The sequence below is a fragment of the Psychrobacter sp. PL19 genome (assembly GCF_017875835.1).
Lineage (GTDB): Bacteria > Pseudomonadota > Gammaproteobacteria > Pseudomonadales > Moraxellaceae > Psychrobacter.
Genome location: NZ_JAGING010000001.1, coordinates 931024 through 949350 on the forward strand (window position 1 = coordinate 931024; position 18327 = coordinate 949350).

Annotated in this window: 14 protein-coding genes; 10 read left to right on the forward strand and 4 right to left on the reverse strand. The window is 43.4% G+C overall.

From position 1 onward, the window contains the following. The first annotated feature begins 10 nt into the window (after positions 1–10). From fadB to H4W00_RS03795, 3 genes are all read left to right on the forward strand, one after another. Positions 11–2170 carry a fatty acid oxidation complex subunit alpha FadB gene (fadB, locus tag H4W00_RS03785; protein ID WP_209956305.1) on the forward strand — a complete coding sequence of 720 codons (2160 nt, stop codon included), beginning with the start codon at positions 11–13 and terminating at the stop codon, positions 2168–2170. Between the two features lie 145 nt (positions 2171–2315). Further along, on the forward strand, positions 2316–3488 hold the full coding sequence (gene fadA / locus H4W00_RS03790; protein WP_209956306.1) for an acetyl-CoA C-acyltransferase FadA: 1173 nt from the start codon (positions 2316–2318) through the stop codon (positions 3486–3488). A gap of 459 nt (positions 3489–3947) precedes the next feature. Next, positions 3948–4523 (forward strand): isochorismatase family protein, encoded by a 576-nt coding sequence (locus H4W00_RS03795; RefSeq protein ID WP_209956307.1) that lies wholly within the window; start codon positions 3948–3950, stop codon positions 4521–4523. 138 nt (positions 4524–4661) lie between these two features. Here the strand turns inward: H4W00_RS03795 and asd are convergent, their stop codons facing one another. Then, a complete protein-coding gene (gene asd / locus H4W00_RS03800) occupies positions 4662–5555 on the reverse strand; it encodes an archaetidylserine decarboxylase (RefSeq protein WP_209956308.1) in 894 nt (297 codons plus the stop codon). 116 nt (positions 5556–5671) lie between these two features. Between asd and dtd the strand changes: the two genes are divergently transcribed. The 3 genes from dtd (at position 5672) to phoR (ending at position 8721) form a co-directional block, all read left to right on the forward strand. Continuing rightward, entirely contained in the window at positions 5672–6136 is a 465-nt protein-coding gene (gene dtd, locus H4W00_RS03805; protein WP_209956309.1) for a D-aminoacyl-tRNA deacylase, read from the forward strand. Between the two features lie 285 nt (positions 6137–6421). Continuing rightward, entirely contained in the window at positions 6422–7126 is a 705-nt protein-coding gene (phoB, locus tag H4W00_RS03810) for a phosphate regulon transcriptional regulator PhoB (RefSeq protein WP_209956310.1), read from the forward strand. Positions 7127–7263: 137 nt separating this feature from the next. Further along, positions 7264–8721: a phosphate regulon sensor histidine kinase PhoR gene (phoR, locus tag H4W00_RS03815; RefSeq protein WP_334684861.1), complete on the forward strand. Its 1458-nt coding sequence runs from the start codon at positions 7264–7266 to the stop codon at positions 8719–8721. Positions 8722–8726: 5 nt separating this feature from the next. Here the strand turns inward: phoR and H4W00_RS03820 are convergent, their stop codons facing one another. Then, positions 8727–9206: a M23 family metallopeptidase gene (locus H4W00_RS03820; protein ID WP_209958868.1), complete on the reverse strand. Its 480-nt coding sequence runs from the start codon at positions 9204–9206 to the stop codon at positions 8727–8729. A gap of 774 nt (positions 9207–9980) precedes the next feature. Here H4W00_RS03820 and H4W00_RS03825 point away from each other — a divergent pair. The 3 genes from H4W00_RS03825 to H4W00_RS03835 all read left to right on the forward strand — a co-directional run bounded on the left by H4W00_RS03825 (position 9981) and on the right by H4W00_RS03835 (position 14190). After that, positions 9981–10961, forward strand: coding sequence for a radical SAM protein (locus H4W00_RS03825; protein ID WP_209956311.1), 981 nt, complete (start codon positions 9981–9983; stop codon positions 10959–10961). 382 nt (positions 10962–11343) lie between these two features. Then, on the forward strand, positions 11344–12747 hold the full coding sequence (locus H4W00_RS03830) for a sodium:solute symporter family transporter (protein WP_209956312.1): 1404 nt from the start codon (positions 11344–11346) through the stop codon (positions 12745–12747). Between the two features lie 765 nt (positions 12748–13512). Beyond that, positions 13513–14190: a TIGR00730 family Rossman fold protein gene (locus H4W00_RS03835; protein ID WP_209956313.1), complete on the forward strand. Its 678-nt coding sequence runs from the start codon at positions 13513–13515 to the stop codon at positions 14188–14190. A 261-nt stretch (positions 14191–14451) separates the two neighbouring features. Here the strand turns inward: H4W00_RS03835 and H4W00_RS03840 are convergent, their stop codons facing one another. After that, positions 14452–16014: an FAD-dependent oxidoreductase gene (locus tag H4W00_RS03840; protein WP_209958869.1), complete on the reverse strand. Its 1563-nt coding sequence runs from the start codon at positions 16012–16014 to the stop codon at positions 14452–14454. Between the two features lie 796 nt (positions 16015–16810). On the opposite strand from H4W00_RS03840, the gene H4W00_RS03845 reads away from it, so the two are divergent. Next, complete coding sequence (locus tag H4W00_RS03845) at positions 16811–17245, forward strand: COG4315 family predicted lipoprotein (protein ID WP_209956314.1); 435 nt, start codon at positions 16811–16813, stop codon at positions 17243–17245. 210 nt (positions 17246–17455) lie between these two features. Here H4W00_RS03845 and H4W00_RS03850 read toward each other — a convergent pair whose 3' ends face one another. Then, positions 17456–18061, reverse strand: a complete 606-nt coding sequence (locus tag H4W00_RS03850) for a YceI family protein (RefSeq protein ID WP_209956315.1) — start codon at positions 18059–18061, stop codon at positions 17456–17458. Positions 18062–18327 lie beyond the last annotated feature (266 nt).

The window sequence follows — 18327 nt, forward strand, 5'->3', positions numbered from 1 at the left end:
GGAGTCTCAAATGGTATACCAAGGAAATCGCATCACGGTGACAATGCTAGCAGACGGCATCGCCAACATGCAGTACAACGCCGAAAATGAGAGCGTGAATAAGTTTGATACCGAAACCAACAAGCAGTTTGGTGAAGCCGTTAGCGCACTTGAAAAAGCCACTGACGTCAAAGGCCTTATCGTTACTTCAAGCAAGGGTGTGTTTATCGCTGGTGCTGATATCACAGAGTTTGTGGCCTCATTTAAACAGTCAGAAGACAGTATTAAAGACTGGGTTATTGGTATTAATAACGACTTTAACCGCTTTGAAGACTTACCATTCCCTAAAGTTGCCGCTATTAATGGTGCCGCATTGGGTGGCGGTTGTGAGATGACCTTGGTTTGCGAATATCGTGTCATGAGCGAAAAAGCAATTATCGGCTTGCCAGAAACCCAACTGGGTATTTTCCCAGGCTTTGGTGGTACGGTTCGTAGTACGCGTATCATAGGTATTGATAATGCGCTTGAGCTGATCGCTACTGGTACGCCCAAAAAAGCATTAGACGCCTTAAAGTTAGGCCTAGTTGATGCCACGGTTCCTGCTGATGACTTACAAGATGCCGCGATTGATTTGGTTAAAAAGTGCATCTCAGGTGAGCTTGATTGGCAAGCCCGTCGTGACGAAAAGCTTAATCCAGTTAAATTAAACCCGCTTGAGCAAACGATGGCCTTTAGTAGTGCCAAAGCCATGATTTTTGCCAAGGCCAACCCTAAGCAATATCCTGCGCCAGCACTTGCTATTGCTGCGATTGAAAAGCACGTTAATTTACCCCGTGATAAGGCTATTGCAGTAGAAGCTGCTGGTTTTGCTAAAGCGGCCAAAACCCCCCAAGCTGAAAGCTTGGTTGGTCTATTCTTAAATGACCAATTGGTTAAAAAACTAGCCAAACAACATAGCAAACAAGCACATGACATCAATGAAGCCGCTGTACTGGGCGCTGGTATCATGGGTGGCGGTATCGCCTATCAAGCAGCCAGCAAAGGCTTGCCAATCATCATGAAAGACATCAAGTCTGAGCAATTAGATCTTGGTATGGGCGAAGCCAGCAAGCTCCTGGGTAAAATGGTTGATCGTGGCAAAATAACCCCAACCAAAATGGGTGAAACCTTAAGCCGCATCCGTCCAACCCTAAACTATGGCGATTTTGCTGAGACGGACATCGTTATCGAAGCCGTGGTTGAAAATCCAAACGTTAAGCGTGCGGTATTAAAAGAAGTAGAGGGTTTGGTTAAAGACGACTGTATCTTAGCTTCAAATACCTCAACCATCTCTATTACTTATTTAGCTGAAGCGTTAAAACGTCCAGAAAACTTCGTCGGTATGCATTTCTTCAACCCAGTAAGTCGTATGCCATTGGTTGAAATCATTCGTGGTGCAAAGTCTTCTGAACAAGCCGTTTCTACTACCGTTGCTTTAGCTACTAAAATGGGCAAAGTGCCGGTTGTGGTTAATGATTGCCCAGGTTTCCTTGTAAACCGCGTACTGTTCCCATACTTTGGCGCTTTTGACTTGCTACTTAAGCAAGGTGCAGATTTTGTCCATGTCGATAAAGTGATGGAAAAATTCGGCTGGCCAATGGGTCCGGCTTATCTAATCGACGTGGTTGGTCTAGATACGGGTGTACATGGCGCAGAAGTGATGGCAGAAGGCTATCCTGATCGTATGAAGGCGGATTATAAAGGTGCGATTGAGCATCTTTACGACAACGAACGTCTGGGTCAGAAAAATGGTGTTGGTTTTTATAAGTATGAGATGGACAAGCGCGGCAAGCCGAAAAAAGTGGCCGACGACGCTACCTATGAATTGCTCAAAGAAACCAGCGATAGCAATAAGCAAGAGTTTGATGAGCAAGCCATCATCGACCGTACTATGCTGGCTTTTTGTAATGAGACTGTACGTTGCCTAGAAGATAATATCGTTGATACCCCAGCTGAGGCTGACATGGCGATGATTATGGGCGTTGGTTTCCCACCTTTTCGTGGTGGACCTTGCCGTTATATCGACCAGATGGGTCTTGATAACTATTTGGCACTGTGTGAAAAATACGCAGATCTTGGCAAAGCCTACGCCGCCCCGCAAAAGATTCGTGATATGGCAGCAGCAGGCGAGACCTTTTACGCCACGGTGTAATAGGCAGTCATTACTAGGATAAAGTGCAGTACACTTGCTCGATAATGGTTAATGATAATTTATTATTGGTCAAATCATAATAGTTGGTTAAATGATGCGAGCATAGCGGTACTGCTACCGACAATAAAAATTGAAAGGAATGTATATGACAACTTTAAGTCCAAAAGATGTGGTCATCGTAGACGGCGTACGCTCAGCAATGGGGAAATCTAAGAACGGTATGTTCCGCCATGTCCGTGCCGATAGCCTATCTGCTGAATTGGTTCGCGCCTTAGTAGAACGTAACGATTTTGACCCTCGTGATGTTGAAGATATCATCTGGGGCTGTGTCAACCAGACCCTAGAACAAGGCTTGAATATCGGCCGTAACATTGGTTTATTGGCTGATATTCCAAAAACTGCTGGTGGTCAGACCGTTAACCGTCTGTGTGGTTCTTCTATGCAGGCGCTACATACTGCTGCCGCGCAAATTATGACCAATCAAGGTAATACTTTCATCATTGGTGGGGTTGAGCACATGGGCCACGTGGGTATGATGCATGGCGTCGACCTCAACCTTGCTGCCTCTAAGCATTATGCCAAAGCCTCTAATATGATGGGCTTGACTGCTGAAATGCTGGGCCGTATGAATAACGTTAGCCGTGAAGAACAAGATGCCTTTGGTCTTGAGTCCCATCGCCGCGCATGGGAAGCGACTACTGAAGGTCGTTTTAAAAATGAAATTGTCGGTATCGAAGGTCATGATGCCACTGGTCGCTTGCAACTGTGTACCGTTGATGAAGTAATTCGTCCTGATGCGACTATGGAGCAAATGCAAAAGTTACGTCCAGCCTTTGATCCTAAAGGGGGTACGGTAACGGCAGCGACCTCGTCAGCACTGTCTGACGGTGCGTCAGCGATGCTAGTGATGAGCGCGCAAAAAGCCAAAGACTTAGGTCTTAAGCCTCGCGCCCGTATTCGCAGTATGGCTATTGCTGGCTGTGATGCTGCTATCATGGGCTACGGTCCGGTACCTGCCACTCAAAAAGCGCTTAAACGTGCTGGCATGAGTATGGATGACATCCAGACTATTGAGCTCAACGAAGCCTTTGCTGCGCAAAGCTTAGCAGTACTCAAGTCATTGAACCTACAAGACAAGCAAGACATCGTCAATATCAACGGCGGTGCGATTGCTCTAGGTCATCCACTCGGTTGTTCAGGTGCGCGTATCACCGTCACGCTATTGAACGCTATGGAACAGATGGATACTGAAGTTGGTCTTGCTACCATGTGTATTGGTCTTGGCCAAGGTATCGCTACTATCATTGAGCGTGTTTAAGCCGTTTATGTCTCAATAATTTTAAAGTAATTATATGCTCTAATAAAAACCCTCGGTCGTCACGGCTGGGGGTTTTTGTGTTACTGGGTCATAGGATTAGCAGGTCATAGCGTTCACTGGTTATTAACTGGCTGTATATAGTCAATAAAAAGTAATATCGATACATAACATACTGCTGTCATAAGTTTTTCTTGCTTGCTGTGCCTACGCAGACAGAGGCTGCAAAAATCTTATACCAGCAGTACCGTAGCGTTTTTAAGGTATTTTAACTATAGTATCATTATCAAATTAAAGGGCCATAAGTTGCTATTAAAGACTATCTCCATTGACGGACTAGGCAAACTATGACTAAATAAGGGTATAATTAATCATTATAATCTTGTTACTAAATATAAAGCCAAATAGCCTAAATATAAAACAGTCTGTAGCCATAAGCTATCAGCGTACAAGGAGTGTACTATGTCCACCATGATTACCAACCGCACCTACCGTATCGCCCGCGAAAATACCCAAGCAATGGTAATTGATGTCCAAGAACGTCTGACACCACATATTAACGACCACGAAAATATCGTCAAAAAGATTGTCATTCTAATAAAAGGTCTGCAAGCACTAGACATTCCCATTATGCTCAATGAACAATATAAAAAAGGCTTAGGTGAGACCTTGCCTGAAATTCGTGAGATATTAACAGGTGATAATGCCAAAGGCTTTGAAAAAGTCACCTTTAGTGCTTGTGATAACGATGACTCATGGAATTATTTGGCGCAGCAGAACCGTAGTATTGTGTTGCTATTCGGCGTCGAAACGCATGTTTGTGTCTTACAAACGGCACTTGATTTACTAGATAATGGTATGCAACCGGTCATTATTGGTGATGCGGTAGGCTCGCGCTTTCCTTACGATAAGAAGCAAGCCATTCGTCGTATTCGCCGTGCTGGCGGGGTGATTACCACAGTAGAAACCATTCTTTTTGAGCTATGCCGCAGTAGCAAGGATCCTGCATTTAAAACGATTAGTAATCTGATTAAATAGTGTTTTGATTGCAGTGCTTAAATTAGAGAGCTACTTAACTAAGCAGCTACTGAATCAAACAGCTACTGACTTATGACATAAAAAAAGGGTTTGCCAGCGATGACAAACCCTTTATCTCATAATTTAAAAAATGATGGTTTATATCTCTTTACCGTCATTGGTAGGGCTATCATTTCTCTCATCAGTGTTAGCGTTGACCTTCATATGAGACTTACCTAATAACTGGCCCATTTGTACGCTAGCATTAGCGGTCATGTGGTCTTGCCAGTCCGCGTTTGCAGTCTTTGGTAATATCACAATAGCGGTTGAGCCCAAATAAAAGCGTCCGAGCTCATCACCCTGTGCCAAGCTCATATCATGATCCATTTCTTGCATATCGTCTGTGCGAGTAATTTTGCCAGTAGCGACTGTTTCGATACCAGCGACAATCATAGCGCCAACCATTACTACTGCGGCTTTACCATATTCAGTATCGAACATACATACCAAGCGCTCGTTACGGGCAAATAAGTCAGGAACGTTGGCAGCAGTGGTAGTATTGACTGAAAACAAGGTGCCAGGAACATAACGAGTCTTGGTTAAGGTGCCAGAAAATGGCATATGGACGCGGTGATAGTTGCTGGGCGCTAGATAGACAGTAGCGAAGCTACCATCCGCGAAATAACTGCCATCTTCACTATTGGCAAGCAGCTGACCCACATCGTAGTGCCGCCCTTTGGCTTGTAGCAGCTTATGATCTTGTATCTGTCCTAGCTGTGATATCACCCCATCGGCAGGGCTGACGATACCATTAATGGTGTTATCAATGGTGCGTGCATCATCCTTAAGCTCGCGAGTAAAGAAGTCGTTAAAGCTCTCATACGCCTTAAAGCTCTGGCGCTCACAGTCATCTAAATGTACATTATAGGCTTTGGCAAAGCTGCGAATAAAGACGCGCTTGACGACAGGGTGACGGCTTGCGGCCAAGCGTCCAGCAACCTTGCTCAGCTGCTGCTGCGGGACAAATTGCTGTAGAGTGGTGAATAAAGTCATAACAAGGCTACCGAAATAGGGTTTAAAATAAGAATAGATAACAGGTAAATGAATGACTATATTTTACCATGAACAGCGTATTAGCGCATACTCATAATCTGCTAAGGAGTCATTCAGTGAAAGCACTTATTCAGCGAGTAAGCCGTGCCAGCGTCGCGGTTGATGGCAATTATGTTGGCAAAATTGAGCATGGAATATTAGCTTATATTGGGCTGGGACATGACGATAGTTTGCAAAGTGCGCAGCGGTTAGTAGATAAAATCCTTACTTATCGTATTTTCGAAAACCATGTTGAAAGTGATAGCGACCCTGCTAAGCGTGGTAAATTAGACCTGAATGTGCAGCAAGTTGGTGGTGGACTGTTACTGATTTCACAATTTACTTTAATGGCCAACACCAATAATGGTCGTCGGCCGGATTTTGGTGGCGCGATGAAGCCCGATGCCGCGCAATCATTATTCGCTGAGCTGATAGCTTATGCAGAAACTCAGTATCATATAACTGCCAGCGGGCAGTTCGGGGCTAATATGCAAGTCGAGAGTATTAATGATGGGCCGCTTAATTTTTTATTAGAAGTATAGAGGCTCTAGAATATATGGCTCAATAGAGCCAAAAGTAAATTTAAGGCTAAATTGTCATCAAGTCGTCATAATAATACTGTTTAATAACAGTAGTGTGGCGAGTTTTTATAGTGACGCTACCTTAAAATAGACACAGTATGGTTGGGAGAAGCTTTCGAAGCCTCTGGAGTGATGCAGTCACACAGCAAGCTAGAAAAATTTTATTGGCTATACGAAGTCATATATGAATTTAATTTCTTTAGAAGATGAGCCACTTAACATCTCCCTTCTGACTAAGGCTGTCGTATGCAAAATGAGCAAATTTTGATTGTCGAAGATGAGCCGGCAATTCGTGAAATGATTGTCATGACCTTAGAGATGGCAGGATTTGACTGTTTGCAAGCCGTTGATATACCCGAAGCGCACCAACAAGTGGTGGACCATCGTCCCGCGCTCATTTTGCTAGATTGGATGCTGCCGGGTGATAAAAGCGGCGTTGATTTTTGCCGAATGCTCAAAAAAGATGCGCTACTGTCTGAGATTCCGGTCATTATGCTCACGGCTAAAGGTGAAGAAGACCATAAGGTGCAAGGTCTAGATGCTGGGGCGGACGACTATATTACCAAGCCATTCTCAACCCGTGAGTTGGTCTCGCGTATTAAGGCGGTGCTGCGCCGGAGCAGTTTGCTAAGTACGGATAAGCCCATTGAAGTGGCAGGATTGAGCCTTGATCCCAAAAGTCAGCGGGTCAGTGCGGAGGGCAAGGTGATCGATATTGGGCCGACTGAATATCGATTGTTGGCGTTTTTTATGAGTCATCCAGAGCGCGCTTATACCCGTACTCAGCTGCTTGACCAAGTTTGGGGCGGTAATGTATATATCGAAGACCGCACCATTGATGTGCATATTCGCCGTCTACGCAAACTATTACAGCCTTACGATTGTGCCACCTTAATTCAAACCGTACGCGGCACTGGTTATCGGTTTTCTAGCTTAGTTGAACAAGAGTGATTACGCAGGAATAAGGAGTGATTTCTATAATTTTATTATTCTGATTACTGCTTATTAATAGGGTTATTCATAAATAAGAGTATATATTAATGGCTCCTAGGATATTTTTCTGACATTTCTAAAGGTAGTGCACGTTTATGATGACGCCTGCGGATAATAAGACACAGCCAGCACCGCGTTATGCGCTGTTGTGGGCCGATATATGCTGGCTACTATTTTGGCTAAGTAGTGGGGTGGCGCTGGGTTTATATACTTCATACCTGCTAGAAAGCGTGATTGTGGCGCTGTTGTTGTACAGTTTATGGCGAATGTACAGCTTACATCGCTTTAATGCTTGGATTAACAAACCAGTGAATACGCCGTCCCCAGAAATGCTTGGCGGGCTTAGTGTAATAGCCTCTCAGCTGTATCAAAAACGCAAACAAGAAAAGTTTACCCAACAAAAATTGATGGGACTGGTTAAGAAAATCAGAAGTTCTTTATTAGCCCTACAAGATGCGGTTATTTTGCTCAACGATACTGACGGCTTAGAGTGGTGGAACCAGGCAGCAGAAGACCTACTAGTACTACAGTCTAGTGACCAAGGTAATAGCATTTTTAATTTGATTACTGTGCCGGAGTTTCGACAGTATTATCAAACAACGGCCGCGCCAAATAATGGTATTCATTTGGTATCGTGGAAAAACCCCGAGCGCTATTTAAAATGTGAAGTGACCCATTTCGGTGGTGAAAAGTTGCTGATCATTTATGACGTCACGCGTTTACAACATCTAGAGCAAATGCGCCGTGATTTTGTCGCCAATGTATCGCATGAACTGCGGACGCCATTAACGGTACTAATGGGCTATCTTGAGACCTTTTCTGATCAGGCAGATATTGCGCCACAGTGGCAACGCGGTTTTAAACTTATGACCCAACAAACTGCGCGGATGAACAGCATTGTCAACGATTTATTATTATTATCCCGATTAGAAAACGAAGAAAAGCCTGCGCTCAGCATGATAGATATGAGCCGGTTGCTCACCCAGCTATTCGATGACGCTAAGGTCTATAACAAGGAATACGAGCATCAGATTAGCTTGCAGGTAAATACTGACAGCAATCTATATGGTGCGGAGTTGTATTTAAATAGCGCCTTGTCAAACTTGGTGGTTAATGCCATCAAATATACCCCAAAAGGCGGTAACATTATTATCAGTTGGACTGCGACTGCACAGGGTTGCTCGTTTGCAGTCACTGATGACGGTATCGGTATTGCACCACAGCACATCGCCCGTTTAACCGAGCGTTTTTATCGGGTCGACAGTGGACGTAGCCGCGCTACAGGGGGTACTGGCTTAGGTTTAGCGATTGTGAAGCATGTTCTTTATCAACACCAAGCTAGCTTAAATATCGAGTCCAACGAAGGACAGGGTTCGATCTTTAGCATCTTGTTTATGCCTGCCAGTATCTGTGCCCCCGATACTGACGTGGCCACCATAACAACAAAAAATTCAGATAGCGCAGACACTAGAGTTAGTACAGATAGCACAAATAACGTAGATAGCATAAATAATATAAGTAGCAATGACCTAAAAAATTCAGAAAAAACTTAAAGTCATTATTTATCTTTGAGTAGTAGCGGATAAGGATTGACCGCGCGGCCATTAATATAAATACCGTAATGAACATGTGGTGGTGTGCCTTTAGCATTACCACTGTTACCGACATAGCCGATAATATCACCGGCGTCTACCCAGTCTTTCGGACTGATATCCGCGAAGTCTTCTAAATGTGCGTAATAATGCCCCGCACCCCCAGGACCAACAATGACCACAACACGTCCGCCAAGTCTATCGTCTCCAACCTTGCTGACTATCCCTGCTGTTGTGGCCTTGATTGGGGTACCACGCGGTGCAAAGATATCAATGCCTTCATGCGAGCGTCCTTCGCTACGAGCACCACCCCAAGTATCAGTAAGATGCTGTTCTGGTAGTGGGCTTGGTAGACTGTTCTCTTGAGGTAATTCTTGTTGCATGAGAGTGAGCCGCTGCGAGGTCACTTGCACAATAGACCATGATCGCTCTGCAATGCTTATCATAACCAGTTGTAGTATAAATAAGAATAAAATCAAGACAGCCGCTTTGGCAATGGTTTTTATAACTGTCGCTATTATCATCAGCATGGTTAGCGCCGATACATATTTATGAGTACGTTTAGGAGTCTGGCGCTTACTTAATATTGGTGGCGGCATAATAATGATCTCAAGTATTGCGTTTTAATTACTACCGCAGCATAAAAAATGCAGCCATTGCGTGGATTATGATAGAGTAAATGCTAGTAAATAAGGAACAAATGTACAATCTATGGATTACTTACTAATCAATTAAGCTTATTTTATTACTGGTTCCCAGATTTAAATTACAGCGAAGGTAAATAGAAATTGATAATAAGAATTAACCATTTTTATATTTATTATGCGTAATTAGTAGCGGATTGACAACTAACTTAGAACGCCCAGAAATGCTCTGTGTATATCCATAGATTTGGTTAACCTAAGTTTCGAGCAGGCCTGCAAGGTGTTCGCCGCGGTACTTGCTGAGCGCATTGCTTGCTATTAGAAACTCGGACCAGTTATGCCACTGCTGATGATGCTAGGCTAAGACAAAGCTCTCGAGACCATTCATCCCTATCTCACCTGTAACGAAGTCGAAAAAGCGATGGCGGCTAATGAAAGTAAGCTAATGTATTTCGGCGTATGTTGGTACAGGTGGAAAAACATATCGCTAGTGTCGCGGTTGAGACACTTCTGGCGCTAACACCGGCCACACTATTGCGCCAACGTCTGTTGAATTTTGATAAACAAGGAACTCTTATGCCAACGATTGTAGAAAAACCGCCCATTACGAAGGCTCGCAAGCATATTCCATTGGTAGAAGTTCTAGAAGCCCGTGCGGCCGATAGTTGGACCCATACCCGCAACGACCAACCACGCGGTTATATTGATGCAAACAAGCTACAAGAATTGTGGATCCATACTGGTACTGCTTGCAATCTGGCCTGTCCGTTCTGCTTGGAAGGCAGTCACCCTGGTGATGGGCGCATTCCTGGGATGAAACTGAGTGATGTTAAGCCGTTTATTCATGAAGCTCTAGACATGGATGTGGAGCAGTTTTCTTTCACTGGCGGCGAGCCTTTTGTGATTCGTGATTTTGTCAATATCCTCAATTATGCCAGCCAACATCGACCCTGCTTTGTGCTTACTAACGCCACCGAGCCGCTACTGAAGCGTCGGCATCAGGTATTACCCCTACTGAATAACCCTTATCCCATACATTTCCGCGTCAGTCTAGATTTCCCTGACCGCGCCCGCCACGATAAAGATCGAGGCGATGGTAGCTTTGAGCAAGCGCTAGAGGGTATACGCTGGCTAGTGGATCAGGGCTTCAAGGTATCCATAGCGCGTCAGACCGACGACGACGAAGTACCGGCTAAGGTCGAAGCTAGGTTTCGAGAGATATTCGAGGCGTGGGGTATTCCCCAGAATCTGGCGTTTACCGTATTTCCTGACTTAGGTATACCAGGCTCGGAAGATGGCAGTCCAGAAATTACTGAAAACTGTATGCAGAAATACCCTAGCGTTGAGAGTCGGGCACATTTTATGTGCACGTATACGCGGATGTTGGTGAAGAAGGGTGATTCAGTGAAGGTATATGCTTGTACGCTGGTGGATGATGACCCTCAATATGATTTAGGTGAGTCGCTGGCCGAGAGTATGAAGGAGCGAGTTATGCTGCGTCATCATCGGTGTTTCTCTTGTTATCGCTATGGCGCTAGCTGTTCGGCTCCTGCTTAGTTCAGCTTTTGGTGGGTTGGCCAGGGACATTCACTTTGGCATTATCGACTGGGAAATTCCAACCCTGGAGTTAACGGCCTGGACAGACAGGTAAACGTAAGCTTTTAGACATTGAGTATCGGTTGTTCTAAGGTATTGAGTTGTAAGTTTAGAAAATAATCGCAAAAAATATGATGCCTTTGAAAGTGAATTAACGGTCTATGGTAAAACAATCAACGGTATGAAGCCCATTGGCAGTAGGTTTCCCTACGTAATTCATAGGTGTTTTGGGCTTATCCGATATAAATAGTTTTTTTTAATAAAAATTAATCCGATGGTTTCCATGGTAGGCATTTGCCGCGCCATATTGCAATTATAAAAAACCAAAGGGAAATAACTGCCCATGGGCATTACTGAAGCCACGCTATTTTGGGGGTTTTTGCTGGCTTACGGCGTGATCATGTACGTCTTGTCACCAAAAAGTAAAAGTTCGGAGTCATTCTATAAAGGTACGGATGATCAAGGCAAACCAGTAGGGCAATGGTCGCTGACGGCCAGTATTTTTATTAGTTGGATCTTCGCTAAGTCAGTGACCAATGCCGCTAACTTAGGCGTTTCTTATGGGGCAGTGGGTGGTTTGGCTTATGCCAGTTATTGGCTGTCGATTCCAGTGGCTGGCTATGTAATCTACCTGATTCGCAAACAGACTGGTGCCCGCAGCTTGCAGGAGTTTCTAACGTCGCGTTTTGGCCGGATGGCATCTCTGGCGTTTGCAGCAGCTATCCTGATTCGGTTGTACAACGAAATCTGGAGCAATACCGCGGTAGTAGGTGGTTATTTTGGTCTGCCTGGGCAGTGGCAGTATTATACTGCCGCCATGATATTTACCGCGTTTACCCTGGCCTATAGTCTGAAAGGTGGGCTACGCTCTTCGATCTTTACTGATGTGATTCAAACCTTTGTGTTCGTGTTCTTTTTGGGTGCGGTGCTGTTTATGATTTTACCCGCTAACGAGCCTGGCACGCTATTGCGGGAGGGTAGTTTTCAACTGGATTCAGGAATGGATTTGCTACTGGTAGCATTGCTGCAGTTGTTTAGTTATCCTTTCCACGATCCAGTATTAACCGACCGAGCATTTGTTAATAATGAAAAAAAGATGCTTAAGAGCTTTGTGGTGGCAGGATTATTAGGTTTTGTAGCGGTGTTTATCTTTAGTTTAGTGGGCGTTCATGCTCGGCTGAACGGTATCGATGCCATGGGTAATGCGCCGGTGGCAGTGGGTCGTTCGTTAGGACTGGCGGCATTGTTTTTTATGAGCGTGATCATGATGACGTCTGCTGGTTCGACACTGGACTCCACGTTCAGTTCCCTGGCCAAATCATTGGCTGTGGATCTGCCGCGCCTTGCGCACCGAGCGACCACTCGTCTTCCTAGCATGCGAGTGGGTGCTACGGTAATGGTAGTTTTTGCGTTACTGGGCAATATACCTATGTTTGCTGGTACTGACATTTTGGCCGCAACCACCATCTCTGGCACCATGGTGATGGGATTGGCGCCAGTATTTTTGTTTTATCGTCTTACCCGCTGGTCGCCGTGGAGCTTTCATCTCAGTTTTTGGACTGGTCTGACGCTAGGTATTGCATTGGCAGTAGGTGTTATCCCAGCCAGTTGGGCGATTGGCGAAGGCAAATATGGACTGTTGTTAGGAGTAAACGCTTGGGGCTTTGTACTGTGTACGTTAGGCTTTTTTATACCATTACTGGTGGCCCGCTGGCGACGAGGACCGACAGCAGTGTTACACTCTTGATGGCAGGTTTTATACCAGTCTCGATCTCAGCATCTCAGCATCTCAGCATCTCAGCATTGAGTCGTTCAGTGTTCGGAGGCTTAAGTATCTGATGTGGTAATAAGCATCTCATGCTGTAAGCTGTTTGTAGTTTCTTGCAGTAATTAATAGTTAGCTATCAGGCGGCTTTAAAAAACTCTATTATTGCCTATAACTATTGCCTATAACCAGTAGTCAAACACTGGAATAGTAATTATTTGCTCATCAGCTTTATTACCGATATCATCATTAGTAGTGTCGGTACTTATTGTAACCAGCTTACGAGTCTGGCACTTATTTGACGCTAGGGGTGGCGGGGTAGTCACTCTGAGTACTCTTGTTTAATGGTTATCGCAGCGCAAAAATGTAGTAATTGCGTATTGTTGAATCGCCGCTGCCGCGAGCCTACGCAGCTTATGGTAAGATAAATGCTGGTAGAAAAGGTATGGATATATAATTTATAGATTTTTTGATAATGGGCGATGTCCACCTTATTGCTATGTTCGCTCCTTACATTTCAGCCATTAAATATACCAGACTGCTAATAAAATTTAATCATATTTATGGCTGTTATGCTTAATCAGTATATCGTTGACCCACATCTCAAAACGCTAAAAAATGTATAGTGTGGGTATAGAAAGTTGGATAAATGGGGCAATTAAATATTCGTTTAAGCCAACAAACCATTAAAAGTAATCTGAAAAACCACACAAAAATGATCATTTAAGTAAAAATTAAGGGCATTATATGCAAATGAAAATTAACAATGACACTTATGAAGTCATAACCAGTCAAGATATCACTAATATTGAAAAAGCAGTGGATAAATCAACCCTGGCTATGCCTTTAGTCGCGGTTTATTGTGGCTCACGTTTGGGTAATAGCGATATCTATGAGCAAGCGGCCCGTGACTTGGGTCAAGCATTAGCCGAAAATGGTATGGGTTTGGTATATGGCGGTGCCAGCATTGGTCTGATGGGCGCAGTAGCAGATGGGGTGATTAAGAATGGCGCACAGGCAGTTGGTGTGATTCCAACCTTTATGCTCAAACATGAGATCGCGCATCAGAAACTAACACGCCTACATTTAACCGATACCATGCATACCCGTAAAACGGTGATGGCAGAATATGCTGATGCGTTTATCACTTTACCAGGTGGTCTAGGAACGCTAGAAGAGATTATGGAAATCGCGACATGGCGACAGTTATATCAACACGAAAAACCGATGATCATTCTGAATATTAATGGTTTCTATGATTGTCTAATTGAGCATTTGAAATATACTGCCGACCAAGGGTTTATGAAGCAGCAAGATCTTGAACGCTTAGTTATCTGTAACACTATTGGCGAGGCTATTGAACTATTACAAGTTATCGTTAAAATTGATGATAAAGTGGATACCGATACTATGGTTGGTAATTAAGTCAGAAGTTAGGCCAGAAGTTAGGCTAGTAATCAGGAACTGAATAATATCGAGCTGTCCCTTTACTTAAGTAGTTATTCAAATGACCACGCAATAAAAAGGCGGGTGCCAAGCTAATCGTTAGCTTGGCACCCGCCTTTTTATTGTTATCTTTTTAATTTTATCTACTTGAAAGTACCCATTGCTCTGAAAGTATGCGCTACTGCCAAGTTTTTACAACCAAGCAGCATTAGGGTTAAATACTGGTTTGAAGCGCTACCATTAAGCTGGGGTCAAGTCACAGGTCCAACTGTCGATAGCGGCGCCGCAAATACTGTTGTTGACCTCAGCCATAGCAACTGGGAATCCACGCTCTTCAGCTAATACACGCGCCACGGCATCGATAGTGGCACTATCATTATGGGCTAAGTACTCCCATTCATGAGTGTAACGGCTGAGATTGGCTGGCAAATCATTGTCTATTAATCCAAGCTCGATTAACTGATCAACAATTTCATCTGCAGCAATCAGCGTCGATGATGCCTTAACGTTTTCAGCGCGCGCATAACGTATATTGGGGTATAAACTAACATCGGCAACCCGCAAGGTATCATCATTGCCAGGAATTTGCTGACCACCATATAAGGCATTACCAACAGTATGTGCACTGTTGAATGTAGGTACAAACTCTGCCACGTATTCGATGGATTGCTGACTGCGCACTTGTAGCGGTGTTTCATCCCAGCCATCTTCAATATAATGTACATATTGCTCGGGTAATTTAGGTTGAGCACTATCTTTACTAGAGGCCACCAGACCATCATCAAATAAAGTAACCGACTTACTCATACCATGGATCTGATAGTAGCCGCCCGGATAGGGGGTAAGCTGTGCCATACCTTGAGGCGTACCGCGTTGGCCGTAAATAATAATTTCTGGTATCTGTCCACCAGCCTCGCCCCAATGAGTAATATAAGAGGATTTAAACTCAACCATACGAGTCACTTCAACGCCGACCATATCGTCAATTACGCCAGTGCGAAAGCCGCAAGCATTGACTAAGTAATCGACTTCAATAGTGCCAGCGCTCGCTTCATTATTCTGTTGATAATCAATACGCCATTTAGTGACGTGATGATTAGCGTTTGAACAGTCAGTACAATCAACAGCCACCACTTGCTTCACCTGAGTATCAGTAAAGACATGGGCGTGATCATAACCTTCTAAAGCCAATTGCGCAGAAGCCGCCAAGCGGAAAATATTCCAGCCATATTCTTGCACGACAATCAGTGGAAACTTAACCTTGTTCAAATCTAAGTACTTAGCAACCGGTATCATCCACTCATCGACCGTGCTGGGCGCAGCGACTTGCTCAAACTCAGACAGCTCAATCAACCGTTCGTGACTATATAGCTGGTAATAATCTTCAGGGTCACCTAAAACTTTATTACTAGGATCTTGTGCAATAAGATCACGATAAGCGTCTGTTAAAATATCCAGACGTGGGAGTAAGTCCTCCGGTATACCGTCATCACGCGTCGGCACTGCGAATACAGTGGGGCGTACATCGATGGTATAGGGATAAAGGCGTAGAATATCGATACATTGTTCAAGTAGGGCCACGCAGTCCTCATCAGGGATTTCGCGGTATAGGTTACCCCCAGCGTGTAAATGACACATTGGTGGGCCATCAATCAGCGAGGTTTTCTTTTCAAATAAATACGTCTCAAGCCCTAATGCGGCCAGACGAATAGCAATAGTGGCACCTGCTGTACCACCACCAAGAATACCAACGCGCTTCGAGACATCACCCTGTGTTGATGGGTGCTGATTATTTACAGTCATGTCTTTGGGTATATTATTAAGCATAGTTGCCTCGTGTTTGACGGCTTGGGATTGAGCTTTTATAGAAGATTGGTTCATTATCGTGGTCATATCCTTTCTATTGTAAGCAAAGTAAGCGTTAGCGTAAGCAAAATAAGAAATAAATGTGGTTGTAAGGTTTTAGTTTAATAGTTTATGAGACAGATATTTTTATGTTTTTATATCGATAAAGCTGATATGCGTGCTCTCTTCTCTAACTTCAATAGGTAAGTTAATAATATGATGGTTTAGTAATACTAATTTTATGTTTCAAATTGTGTAGATGTTCTTATCATGCATGTGACCAGTGTACGAAACTTTATGATAGATATCTTAATAGATACGTAAGCAGATACATGAGTTTTGTCAGTAAACAGCTATAGGCTATACCAGATAAACAAATGTTAATAAAAACGATTAATTTACAGAGCTGGCTATGTAGGGACAAGACTAATCAATTACCACTTATGTGATAAAACAAGCGTTTTAGTTTATTCAATTTGTAATTTTTACACACTTTTGTAAATCTATATAACACTAGAATCATCGGTTTTAGAGCACGTGCTATATTAAAAAAGTTTCCTGTGGCCAAACAAATAGAGGTAATGGTTACCAATCGCTATCTTTGGTTTACTCGTTTATGTTTTAGTCATAATGAATAGAGGTAGACTGGTTAATTCGAATTTATCTAAGGCTTAGGAAATCTTAACAAAAAGAAGGTTTAAGAAACAATTTAAATAAACAATATTGTTAATGATTAATTTATAAGGAAATTACTATGAAACGTATTATTATGTTGTCTGCACTAACAGGCGTTTTAGCTCTTACAGGATGTTCAACATTAAAGAACGTGGTCGGCATCGATAAATCAGGCACTCATGAGGTCCAAGCGACCAGCAATAATACAGCGCCAGTAGCCAGTAAAAATGGCATGTTAGTCGATTCGGCTAATAATATGACCTTGTATACCTTTGATAAAGATTCAATGAATAAGTCAGAATGTGGTTCAGCCTGTATGGTAGTTTGGCCAGCCTTCATGGCACCAAACAATGCTAAAGCCTCTGGCCAATTCGCTGCCTTCCAACGCGAAGATGGTAAATCTCAATGGGCAATGAATGGTAAGCCTCTGTATTTCTATGCTAATGACACGAAAGTGGGTGATAAAGATGGCGATAAGAAAGGCGATGTTTGGCACATAGTGACAACCAAATAAATCCTATTATTGATGATGTTCAGTTAATAACAACAGGTTAGTACCGAATACTAAGACCAAAAAAAGCAGCCATTATGGCTGCTTTTTTATTTACTCTGTTACCAGAAGTGCTATTTAGAAGTGCTATTTAGAAGTGCTGGTTAGAAATAGTTGTCAGAAAAGCGTCTATAGCCAGGTTATTAATAACAGCTCAAAGTTATTTATTACTTATTACTTAGTACTCTTTTCTATCAGCTCGCCATCGATCTGAATAGGGACATTAGTGGTAATACCATCTGCAAAAGTTGTCATACCGTAAGCCGCACGATCAATGTTACCGGTCGCACGAAAGCCAATGACGGGTTTGTTGTTCATAGGACTGTTAGCGATTTTCTTTAGTGTTACGTTCAAGGTGAGTGGCATAGTCTTACCCAATAAGGTGAAGTCACCGGTTACTTTAGCTTGCTGCGGATTGATAAAGTTCACTTGGGTCGACTTAAAGGTCATAGTTGGATATTTGGCAACATCAAAAAAATCGTCCGTCTTTAAATGCTTGTCACGAGCAGCCCACGCGGTATTGATACTGTCAGTACCAATAACAAAATTCATTTGAGTCTTATTGGGGGTCTTAATGTCGTAATTGAGAGTGCCATCAACGTCGTCAAAGCGACCCATAGTGGTTGAAAACCCTAAATGCTCTACAGAAAATCCAACACGAGTGTGAGAGTTGTCCAGTTGCCACTGGGTAGGTAAGGCGGCGCCTGCAAAAGTGGTCATCGCAAGAGCTGATGTGATAAGTAAGGCTTTTGCTGTTTGGGTAAGTAAAGAGTTTCCCATTATATGTTGTCCTATGTAGAGTATTATTATAAGTTGCTGTATCGTAGATATTACTCATCATTTATAACTTATAAGTGCTTGAAAGTCAGTAGCTTTATTAATAAAATCTTAACAACGCTGGTCAAGTATAAGCCATTAGACCGTGAGTTATGAGCTTGAAGCACCCTATTCAATATGATTATACAACTGCGAATGAATTCTATCACTGTCTTGACCCTGACATGCTTGCATCAACTAGTAAAAACCGTTAAAATCGTCGTTTAATT

Excerpts from the sequence above, each read along its gene's own strand:
- H4W00_RS03840 (WP_209958869.1), bottom strand. The coding sequence starts at position 16,014 with ATGACTGTAAATAATCAGCACCCATCAACACAGGGTGATGTCTCGAAG.
- H4W00_RS03845 (WP_209956314.1), top strand. The coding sequence starts at position 16,811 with ATGAAACGTATTATTATGTTGTCTGCACTAACAGGCGTTTTAGCTCTT.
- H4W00_RS03835 (WP_209956313.1), top strand. The coding sequence starts at position 13,513 with ATGCAAATGAAAATTAACAATGACACTTATGAAGTCATAACCAGTCAA.
- phoR (WP_334684861.1), top strand. The coding sequence starts at position 7,264 with ATGATGACGCCTGCGGATAATAAGACACAGCCAGCACCGCGTTATGCG.
- phoB (WP_209956310.1), top strand. The coding sequence starts at position 6,422 with ATGCAAAATGAGCAAATTTTGATTGTCGAAGATGAGCCGGCAATTCGT.
- H4W00_RS03830 (WP_209956312.1), top strand. The coding sequence starts at position 11,344 with ATGGGCATTACTGAAGCCACGCTATTTTGGGGGTTTTTGCTGGCTTAC.
- asd (WP_209956308.1), bottom strand. The coding sequence starts at position 5,555 with ATGACTTTATTCACCACTCTACAGCAATTTGTCCCGCAGCAGCAGCTG.
- H4W00_RS03850 (WP_209956315.1), bottom strand. The coding sequence starts at position 18,061 with ATGGGAAACTCTTTACTTACCCAAACAGCAAAAGCCTTACTTATCACA.
- H4W00_RS03825 (WP_209956311.1), top strand. The coding sequence starts at position 9,981 with ATGCCAACGATTGTAGAAAAACCGCCCATTACGAAGGCTCGCAAGCAT.
- fadA (WP_209956306.1), top strand. The coding sequence starts at position 2,316 with ATGACAACTTTAAGTCCAAAAGATGTGGTCATCGTAGACGGCGTACGC.
- H4W00_RS03795 (WP_209956307.1), top strand. The coding sequence starts at position 3,948 with ATGTCCACCATGATTACCAACCGCACCTACCGTATCGCCCGCGAAAAT.
- H4W00_RS03820 (WP_209958868.1), bottom strand. The coding sequence starts at position 9,206 with ATGATAAGCATTGCAGAGCGATCATGGTCTATTGTGCAAGTGACCTCG.
- fadB (WP_209956305.1), top strand. The coding sequence starts at position 11 with ATGGTATACCAAGGAAATCGCATCACGGTGACAATGCTAGCAGACGGC.